The sequence below is a fragment of the Burkholderia sp. KCJ3K979 genome, assembly GCF_016759955.1.
Classification (GTDB): Bacteria; Pseudomonadota; Gammaproteobacteria; order Burkholderiales; family Burkholderiaceae; genus Burkholderia; species Burkholderia orbicola.
The window spans coordinates 1-9,903 of record NZ_JACFYV010000234.1 but is presented as its reverse complement, the minus strand read 5'-3'; the positions used below and the strand labels follow the sequence as shown (position 1 = coordinate 9,903).

6 protein-coding genes and 2 pseudogenes are annotated in these 9,903 nt (G+C 67.5%); 3 read left to right on the top strand and 5 right to left on the bottom strand.

From position 1 onward, the window contains the following. A pseudogene (locus H3O04_RS30495) lies at window positions 1–127 on the top strand (IS481 family transposase); the annotation flags it as partial. Here H3O04_RS30495 and H3O04_RS30490 read toward each other — a convergent pair. From H3O04_RS30490 to wecB, 5 genes are all read right to left on the bottom strand, one after another. Beyond that, a complete protein-coding gene (locus H3O04_RS30490) occupies window positions 124–891 on the bottom strand; it encodes a class II aldolase/adducin family protein (protein ID WP_078040853.1) in 768 nt (255 codons plus the stop codon). The pseudogene H3O04_RS30495 and the gene H3O04_RS30490 sit on opposite strands and share 4 nt — an antisense overlap. 83 nt (window positions 892–974) lie before the next feature. Next, window positions 975–3,299, bottom strand: a complete 2,325-nt coding sequence (locus H3O04_RS30485) for a xanthine dehydrogenase family protein molybdopterin-binding subunit (RefSeq protein WP_078040852.1) — start codon at window positions 3,297–3,299, stop codon at window positions 975–977. Beyond that, window positions 3,296–3,757 carry a (2Fe-2S)-binding protein gene (locus H3O04_RS30480; RefSeq protein WP_011545121.1) on the bottom strand — a complete coding sequence of 154 codons (462 nt, stop codon included), beginning with the start codon at window positions 3,755–3,757 and terminating at the stop codon, window positions 3,296–3,298. Before H3O04_RS30480 ends, H3O04_RS30485 begins: the two co-directional genes overlap by 4 nt. 334 nt (window positions 3,758–4,091) lie before the next feature. Beyond that, window positions 4,092–5,102, bottom strand: coding sequence for a zinc-binding dehydrogenase (locus H3O04_RS30475; RefSeq protein ID WP_011694252.1), 1,011 nt, complete (start codon window positions 5,100–5,102; stop codon window positions 4,092–4,094). Window positions 5,103–5,407: 305 nt separating this feature from the next. After that, window positions 5,408–6,625 carry a non-hydrolyzing UDP-N-acetylglucosamine 2-epimerase gene (gene wecB / locus H3O04_RS30470; RefSeq protein ID WP_027806479.1) on the bottom strand — a complete coding sequence of 406 codons (1,218 nt, stop codon included), beginning with the start codon at window positions 6,623–6,625 and terminating at the stop codon, window positions 5,408–5,410. A 1,183-nt stretch (window positions 6,626–7,808) separates the two neighbouring features. Between wecB and H3O04_RS30465 the strand changes: the two genes are divergently transcribed. Both H3O04_RS30465 and H3O04_RS30460 read left to right on the top strand, forming a co-directional pair. Further along, window positions 7,809–9,380: a glycosyltransferase family 2 protein gene (locus tag H3O04_RS30465; RefSeq protein WP_202589090.1), complete on the top strand. Its 1,572-nt coding sequence runs from the start codon at window positions 7,809–7,811 to the stop codon at window positions 9,378–9,380. 3 nt (window positions 9,381–9,383) lie between these two features. Next, window positions 9,384–9,903: pseudogene (locus tag H3O04_RS30460) on the top strand (polymer-forming cytoskeletal protein); the annotation flags it as partial.

Genomic DNA, 9,903 nt, shown 5'->3' with positions numbered 1-9,903 from the left:
CATCGAAGCCTTGGCGAGTTGGCAGCACCACTACAACTGGCATCGTGCCCATAGCGCCATCGGCGGCGTTGCGCCGATGGCCAGACTTCCCGCGTCGAGAAACAACCTCTTGACGCTTCACAGCTAGTCCGCGTATCCGGGATTACGCCGATCGAGCCGACGCAGCAATCCGGGCCAGACGAGCGCCCCGGCGCCCATTCCGCGCGTGACCGCGGCGATCTGCTGCTTGATGCCGTCGAGAATCGGCTGCGCGATCGGCAGCAGCGTCGAGCCGCCCGCCTGCGCGCGCACCTGGATCATGCAGGCCGCTTCGAAGAAGTACATCGCGACGAACGCATCGGCCGGCGTCGCACCGACGGTCAGCAACCCGTGGTTGCGCAACATCAGGTTCGTGTTGCCGCCGAGGTCGCGCACGAGGCGCGCCTTCTCGCCTTCGTTGAGCGCGATGCCCTCGTAGTCGTGGTAACCGAGCGACGCCAGCACGCCAAGCGACTGCTGCGATAGCGGCAGCAAGCCCCCTTCCTGCGCCGAGACGGCCACGCCGTTGATCGAATGCGTGTGCATCACGCATTGCGCATCGTCGCGGGCCGCATGCACCGCGCTGTGGATCGTGAAGCCGGCCGGGTTGATCTCGTACGGCGATTCGGACACCTTGCGTCCGTCGAGATCCACCTTGACCAGCGACGACGCCGTGATCTCGTCGAACATCATCCCGTACGGGTTGATCAGGAAGTGGTGCTCGGGGCCGGGCACGCGCGCGGAAATATGAGTGAACACGAGATCGTCCCAGCCGAACAGCGCGGTGAGGCGATACGCGGCCGCCAGGTTGACTCGTGCCTCCCATTCGGCGGGAGAAACCGTCTGTTTCACACTGACATCGGATGAGGTCACGTCATCCTCCTCGTTCAGGGCTCATTCAGGGCTCGAAGTGAGCCGGGCCGCACGATGCGGCCCGGCGCGGGACAGATCCTGCGTCAACCGGCCTGCGGTTTCGCGAGCTGATCGGCCACCGGCAAGCTGCGGATGCGCGTGCCGGTCGCCGCGAAGATCGCGTTGGTCAGCGCCGGCGCGACGGGCGGCAGGCCCGGTTCGCCGACACCGCCGAGCGGCGTCGCGTAATCGTCCGGCGCGACGAGATGCACGCGGATTTCGCGCGGCGCCTCGTTCATCCTCAGCACCTGGAAGCCGTTGAAGTTGCTCTGCTCCGGGCGGCCGTCCTTGAACGTGATCTCGCCGTGCAGCGCGATGCCGAGCCCCATCACCACCGCGCCCTCGAGTTGCGAACGCACGCGCTCCGGATTGACCTGCGGCCCGCAGTCGATCGCGATGTCGACGCGCGGCACCGAGATCCTGCCGTCCGCATCGACCTGCACCTCGCACACCGCGGCCGTGTACGACACGAAGCTGCGATGCGCGGCGATCCCGAGCCCGTGCCCCTTCGGCAGCTTGCGCCCCCACCCGGCTTCGCGCGCGACCGTCTCGACCACGCGCCGCAGCCGCCCCGTATCGACCGGATACAGCGCGGGGTCCTCGCCGTAGTTCACGTTTTTCACCGTGATGTGCGGCTCGAAACGCCGCGCGGGCCCGATCAGGTCGAGCAGGAAATCCTTCGGATCGCGGCCGGCCGCATGCGCGAGCTCCGATACGAAACTCTGGATGCCGAACGCATGCGGAATGTTGTACACCGAGCGGAACCAGCCGATCCGCGTGTGCGCTTGCGCGGCCGGATTCTCGATCCGCACGTTCGGAATCGCGAACGGCAGATCCGCGATGCCTTGCGCGAGCTCGCCCGGCTGCTCGTGCACGACGCCGGGCCGGAACGTCGACTGGATCGATGGCGCGACCGTGCGATGCTGCCACGCGACCACCTTCCCCGACGCATCGATCCCGCCGTCGAACGCTTCGAGCGACACCGCGTGGAAGTAGTCGTGCGCGATGTCGTCCTCGCGCGTGAAGGTCAGCTTCACGGGTGCGCCGACCGCCTTCGACAGCAGCGCGGCTTCCACCACGTAATCGGGCTTGGACTTGCGGCCGAACCCGCCGCCGAGCAGCGTCACGTTGACCGTCACGCGCTCCGTCGGCAAGCCGAGCGCCTTCGCGATTTCGTCACGCGTGGTCTGCGGCGCCTGCGTGCAGGTCCATACTTCGCAGCGGCCGTCGGCCACCCGCGCGACGGCCGCGGGCGGCTCCATCGTCGCGTGCGCGAGATGCGGAATGTAGTACGTCGCGCGCACGCGTTTCGCCGCACCGGCGAGTGCCGCCGCCGCGTCGCCGTCGCTGCGGATCACGTCGCCCGGCTGCGCGGCAGCCGCTTCGAGCGCCTTGCGATATTCGGCCGAGTCGTAGCCCGCGTTGGGTCCGTGCTTCCAGTCGATCTTCAACTGCGCGCGTGCCTGGATGGCCGTCCACGTATCGTGCGCAATCACGGCCACGCCGCCCAACGGCTGGAAGCCGGAAGGCAGCGGCGTCGACGCCAGTTGCACGACCTTCACGACGCCCGGCAGCTTCTCGGCAGCCGATGCATCGAACGACGCCACTGTATCGCCGTAGACCGGCGGGCGCGCGACGACCGCGTACAGCATGCCGTCGAGCCGCGTATCGATCCCGTACTGCGCCCGCCCGCCGACGATGTCGCGTCCGTCGATCAGCGCCGTCTTGCCCTTGCCGATATAGCGGAATTCGGCCGGCGCCTTCAACGCCACGCCTTTCGTATCGGGCACCGGCAGCGCGGCGGCTTTCGCGGCCAGTTCGCCGAAGCCGAGCTTGCGTCCGGTTTTCGTGTCGACGACCTCGTGCACCGTCGCCTTCACCTGGCGCACGTCGACGCCCCACGTCGCTGCCGCGGCCTGCTCGAGCATCGTGCGCGCGGCCGCGCCCGCGCGGCGCAGCGCGGCGAAGCTCTGGCGCAGGCTGCGCGAACCATCGGTGTTCTGGTTGCCGTAGCGCGGCTCGTCGCCCACCGCTTGCGCGACCTTCACGCGTGCCCAGTCCGCACCGAGCTCGTCGGCCACCACGAGCGCCACGCTCGTGCGCACGCCCTGCCCCATCTCGGAGCGGATGCAGGTCACCGTGACGGTGCCGTCCGGTGCGATCGCCACGAACAGGTTCGGATCGTCGCGCAAGCCGTGCGGCATCCCTGCGCCGCCGTACTGCGGATTCGCGCTGACGGGCGGCTGCACCGGCGCGGCCGCCTGCGCGAGCGACGGCACGCCGAACGCGAGCAACAGCCCGCCCGATGCGAAGCCCAGCAGCAGCGCGCGACGGCTTTCGTTGTGCACGGAGAGTTCGGGCGCGCTCATGCGGCACCTCCGCGGCGCACGGCCAGCCGGATCGCCGCGCGAATGCGCGTGTAGGTGCCGCAGCGGCAGATGTTGCCGGACATCGCATCGTCGATGTCGGCGTCGGTCGGATGAGGATTGGTCTTCAGCAGCGACGCGGCCTGCATGATCTGCCCGGACTGGCAGTAGCCGCATTGCGCGACGTTCAGCTCTTGCCACGCCTGCTGCAGCGGGTGCGTGAGGTCCGTCGACAAGCCTTCGATCGTCGTCACGCGCTTGCCGGCGGCGACCGCGACGGGCGTGATGCACGCGCGGATCGCCACGCCGTCGAGATGCACGGTGCACGCGCCGCACAGCGCCATCCCGCAGCCGAACTTCGTGCCGGTGTGGCCGAGCACATCGCGCAGATACCAGAGCAACGGCATGTCGGGATTGCCGTCGAAGTGCTGCTCGCTACCGTTGACGGTCAGCGTGATCATCGTTCACCTCCTGGTTGCGATGCCCGCCGGGCAGGCATCGAGTGGGGATTCGAACGGCGCGGCGCACATTCCGAACGATCAGGCAGGCGTGGCACCGTTTCGTCGACCGTGTCGCGTGCAGCACGGTCGGGCTGATGCTGCGAACGATGCTGTCGGCCGGTTGCTTGCGCAACCTTTCAACGTCACGCCGGCCAGATGCTCGTCCGCATGGATCGCCGTCCGCATTATCGAACCATTTCGGATTTGGCGTCGGATCGACGCGGTTCGAGAGTTTTAGGCAAACGGCACGGGAATTCGGCCGGAAACGGCATGCGTCGACGGCCGATCGCGCCCGTCAGTCGACCAGCACCACGGGCTTGCCCGAGAACCGCCGATGCCGGAGCCCTTCCAGCTGTGCGGGCAACTTCTCGAAGTCGCCCGTGACGCGTGCTTCGGGTTGCATCCGGCCGTTCGCGATACCGGCGAGCAGCATGCTGCCCGCCGTGGTCGTCTCGAGCCACGCCGCATCGTCGCCATACGTGTGCAACGCATTCAGCGCGACTTCATGAAGCGACGCGCTCGACGTGAACGGCGGCAGCGGCGGCGTGTCGAAGCGCCCCTGGATGCACACGATATGCCCGTTCGCGGCCACTGCAGGTGCCCAGCGGGCCGCATACCGCGCATCGATGCTGTCGAACACCGCATAGAAACGCCGGGCCAGTTCGGGCGTCGCGCCGATCGTTTCATCGACGGCGCCCGGCAGGAAATGGCTTGCCCCTCGCTCGCGCAGGCGCTCCCAATGTCGTTCGTGGCTCGACACCGACACCACGAACCCGCGATCGGCGGCGATCTGCACCAGGTAGTTGCCGACCGCGCCACCCGCGCCGCTGACGAGGATTTCCCTCGCCACGCGGCACGGTACCTTCTCGAGCGCCTGCCATGCGGTCAGCGCCGGGCACGGGACGCTCGCCGCCGTTTCGAAATCGAGCGTGTCGGGCACCGTCAGCAGCACGCCGGCCGCAACCGGCGTGTATTCCGCGAAACTCCCGTGCTCGCCGAGCGCCTGATGATAGGCGACGCGGCGGCCCAGCAGGTAGCGCATCGCGTCGTCCGCAACCGCGACCACCGTGCCCGCGCCATCGACGCCGGGCACATGCCCGAGACGCCAGTTCACGAGCGCGCCGCCAAGCACTTTCCAGTCGACCGGATTGAGACCGATCGCGTGGTTGCGGACCAGCACCTGGCCGGGCTTCAGCCCCGGCATTTCGCGTTGTTCGAGACGCAACTGCGCGGGATGCTCGCTGCCTTGCCAGGTCCACGCCCGATAGCGGGCCGGCAATGATGCTTGATGAATGAATTGAGTCATGGGGATGGGCATGGTGTGACACGCGACGGGCGCTCGGCGATCCCGTGCAAGTGCGAATGCAACGGACCCCGCATCGGAGTTCCGCCCGTCGATGCGATTTTCGGAAGAGGCGGGTTGGATATCCGCAGAAGTATCCGTGCGCGGTGCCGTTCCGCGAAAGAGGCTTCCCGCGAAAACACTTTTGAATGCATCGGGAAAATGGGTTCCGGGTCGCATACAGGCAAACATCCGGCCGACCTCGCGGCCGGACCGGATGTTTGACGCCTGCGTCGAACGCGCCGGCAGGCGCTACCGCGCGTCCTTCTTCACGGCGAGCGCAACGCCTGCAATCCGAGCGTGAGCGCGTTGAACGGCATTTCCGCGGCGCCCATCGCAAAACTCGTCGTCTTCGTCGGCACGCCGGGCGTGCGCATCAGCGCGTGAACGATCCGCTCGCTCGCATGGCCGTCGCCGTACGGATTGCTCGCGCGCGACATTTCCTCGTAAGCGCTCTCGCTGTCGAACAGCCGCGACGCCTCCCACACGATCCGCTCCTGGTCGGTGCCGACGAGCCGCGCGGTGCCGGCCTGAATCGCTTCGGGCCGCTCGGTCGTCTCGCGCGTGACGAGCACCGGCTTGCCGAGCGCCGGCCCTTCTTCCTGAATGCCGCCCGAATCCGTGATGATGAAATACGCGCGCGACATCAGGAATACGAACGACAGATATTCCTGCGGCTCGATCAGGTAGATGTTGGGAACGCCGCCGAGCCGTGCGCGTGCTGGCTCCCGCACGTTCGGGTTCAGATGCAGCGGATAGACGAATTGCGCATCGCGATAGCGGCTCGCCAGCGCGCACAGCGCGTCGCAGAAATGCCGGAACGGTTCGCCGAAACTTTCACGGCGATGGCCGGTGATCAGCACGACGCGCCGCGACGGTTCGAGAAACGGGAAGTACGCGGCGATCCTGTCCGACAGCGCGGCGGTGCGATCCAGCATGCGCTTGACCTCGTGCAACGCGTCGATCACGGTATTGCCGGTCAGCGAGACCGCCCCGCCAGGCACGCCTTCGCTCAGCAGGTTGTCGCGCGCCTGCCCGGTGGGGGCGAAATGCCATGACGACACCGCATCGGTCACGCGGCGATTCAGTTCCTCCGGCCACGGCGACCAGATGTCCCCGCTGCGCAAGCCGGCTTCCACGTGACCGACCGGCAGATAGCGATAGAACGCGGCCAGGCTCACCGCGAGCGTGGTCGTCGTATCGCCGTGCACCAGCACGATGTCCGGTCGCAATTCGTCGAAGACCATGCCGATCGCCTGGAGGATGCCGGTCGTCACGTCGGTCAGCGTCTGGCCTTGCCGCATCAGGTTGAGATCGTAGTCGGGCTTGATGTCGAACAGCGTCAGCACCTGGTCGAGCATTTCGCGATGCTGCGCGGTCACGCACACCCGGGCGTCGACATCCGCCTGCGCCTTCAGCGCGCGCACCAGCGGCGCCATCTTGATGGCCTCCGGCCGAGTCCCGAACACAAGCAAGATCTTCTTCATCGTTATCCTCGTTTAGCCACTTCGCGCCTGGCGATCCGGCACGTGGCGCGAAGCATGTATTCGGGCGGCGCATCCCGTACTCGCACGCGATCAACACGCGGCGGTGTCGCGGGGCGAGCGCGCCACCTCGTTCGCACGGTCGAAGCCGCGCGAATCGTCGTACTACCGGCGTCCCGTCGTACTGGATCGATCACGTCATGAGCCGTTCCTCGCTGCGTCGAGCATCAGGTCCTCCCACTACAGCAATATTCAAACCAGCCGGCCCGCCTCCCGGCCCGCTTCATTCCGCAGCCTGCGCGTGCAAACATCGCGTCGCGGAATGTTTCACAACTGCTACGGGCACACGCATCGCCGGATCGACACGACAACGATAAACAGCCGGACGCGCGCGCGATCCGTCTGACGACGTCGTCCGATGAATCGTGCATGCATGTCGAGCGCACGCGACACGGCGAATGGCGTGCATCTTTCGACGCGCGTTGCGTCGTCTTGATTCGCCGCTTTCGTCTGTGCAGCCTGCAGCGCGCACGCGATCGTCGTCCACCCTCGCGCACACCGGATTTCCCCGGCACACGACGGTGGTTGCCTCACACGAATCGGTGCGCGGGAAATGTTGCGAATGTGTAACGCCACGCCCAAACCGGCAAATACATCGGAGTCCGGTCCATTCGTCTCATGTGAAAGCGGCGTTCGTTCGGCGCGCCGGGCCGTCTCGCACACGACGCACGACACACGACGGTCAGCCATGCCAGGCTGCGCCGACAATGCGGCACGACAAGTTGGACCGCCCCGGTCGCCGCGCGACGTGTTCGAATGCGTGCGATCGCCCCTGCGGAGTCGAATGCGGCGCGCGCACGCTGATTCGTCAGTGAATCAAAACACGCCGTCCGCGCGCCTCGCGCATTCGCCTGCGGCGCTCGCCCCCTTGTCGCGCGGGGCATGCCGGCAGATGGCGCACGCCTTGCTTAATGTCAGACAGGTGCGTCCCGAAGCACTCGCACGGCAGCAAACAGACGGGGACGCCAAAGCAACGAAGCCGGGAGGCGACGCGACGCGTCCGTCCGGGGCAACCGACAACCGCCCCTGTGCGACGAACGCGTCACCGCCTTCCATTGACATCCGCGCGATCCACGGAGCGCCTTCAGCTCTCATCGGTCGTCGTCGCGGGCACGGGGACCAGGACATGACGAAAACGCGGACGGCGTCACTCTGCGAGCAAGGCATCCTGCTGCTGATCGTGCTGGCCTGCTCGCTGATCGTGCGCGACACCGGATCGCGGGCGATCGCCGAACCGGCCCGCTTCAGCGTGCCCGCCGCCAACATCACGACTGCCGCGAACGCCGCAAACATCGCGATCGCGATGGAGCGCACCGCGCTCGATAGCGTGACGCTTTCGCTCGCCGCACAGGCCGCGACCGACACGGACGCGTCGCTCGAGCCGCCGCCCGCCACCACGGCGGGCATCACGTTCGATCCCGAGCTGTTGCTGATGCCGTGCGTGGCGTACCTGTGGCTGTTCACGCTGCTGACGTGCGCGTATGCCGCGCGGCATTACGTATTCAGCCTCGATCGCCTGTTCAAGCCGCAACACGCGCCTTACCGGACGATGACCCACGGCGATTGGCCTCGGCTCACGGTATTCGTCGCCGCCCACAACGAGGAAACGGTCATCGTCGATTGCCTGATGGCGCTGCTGGCCACGACCTACCCGCGCGACCGGCTCACGATCATCCCGGTCAACGACCGCTCGACCGACAACACGCGCGCGTTGATCGACGAGGTCCGGGCACTCGCGCCCGAGCTGATCCAGCCGTTTCACCGCGAAACCGGCAAGCCGGGCAAGGCAGCCGCGCTGAAGGATGCGCTGCGGTTCATCCGCGGCGACATCATGGTGGTATTCGACGCCGACTACCTGCCTCGACCGGGGCTGCTGAAGGAACTCGTCGCGCCGTTCTTCGATCCGGAAGTCGGCGCGGTGATGGGCCGTGTCGTGCCGCAGAACGCCGACAGCAACCTGCTCGCGCGGCTGCTCGATCTCGAGCGCGCCGGCGGCTATCAGGTCAACCAGCAAGCCCGCAACAATCTCGACCTGGTGCCGCAGTACGGCGGCACGGTCGGCGGCATCCGCAAGGGTGCGCTCGACGCCGTGGGCGGCTGGTGCGACGACACGCTCGCCGAAGATACCGACATGACCTACCGCCTGCTGCTGAGCGACTGGCGCACGGTCTATCTGAACCACGCCGAATGTTATGAGGAAGTGCCGGAGCGCTGGGCCGTCCGCGCCCGGCAACTGACCCGCTGGGCGAAGGGCCACAACCAGACGATGCTGCGCTATCTGGTGCCGGTGCTGCGCAATCCGCTGATCTCGCGGCGCTGCCGGCTCGACGGCGCACTGCTGCTCGGCGTATTCGCGATGCCGGCGCTGCTCGCGATCGCGTGGAGCGCCGCGCTCGCGCTCTACCTGTTCAACGGCGTCAACTCGACCGCGCTCGGCCTGCTCCTGTCGCTGTTCGCGCTGTTCTCGTTCAGCACCTTCGGCAACTTCGGCGTGTTCTTCGAGATCGTCGTCGCCGCGCGGCTCGACGGCCGCGCGACGCGCCTGCGGCTCGTGCCGGTCAACGTCGTCGGCTTTTGCGTGACGATCGCGGCGGTCGTCTCCGCGCTCTGGGGACTCGCGCTCGACGCCGCGTTTCGCCGCGAACTGAAATGGGACAAGACCGAGCGTTTTCGCCGGCAGTTGAAACCGGAGCGATGAGCGATGACGACCTTCAATGTGATGGTGCCGGTGGCCAGCGTACTCGCCCTGCCGTTCGTGCCGATGCTGCATGAACTGATCCGGCGCAGCGACGTCGCGGCACTCCCGATCGGCGACGGGCCGTTCGTCGATCAGGCGCTGCTCGCCGCGCGCTGGCACGACGCGCTGCGCGCGCACGTGGCCGGCACGCCGCCGGCGGATGCGTCGGCCGTGCCGCCTTGGCAAACGCTCGGGCTGGCCGTGCAGCACGCGGACGCGATCCACGTCGCACGTGACGCGCATCGCGACGACGTGCTCTACGCCGATCGCACGATCACGCTCGACGAAGGCGCGCAGGCCGCGTACGCGTTCGCCGACGAGCACATCGACATCCATGCCGGCGCGACGATCGGCACGCTCGCGCATGCGCCGCTGATCGACGTCGACGACGCGGTGCTGCGCGGCGTCGTGGTCGGCGACACGGTGCGCCTGCGCGGCGCCGGCGGCTTCGCGTGCCTGTATGGTGAGCCGCTCGTCTTCGGCG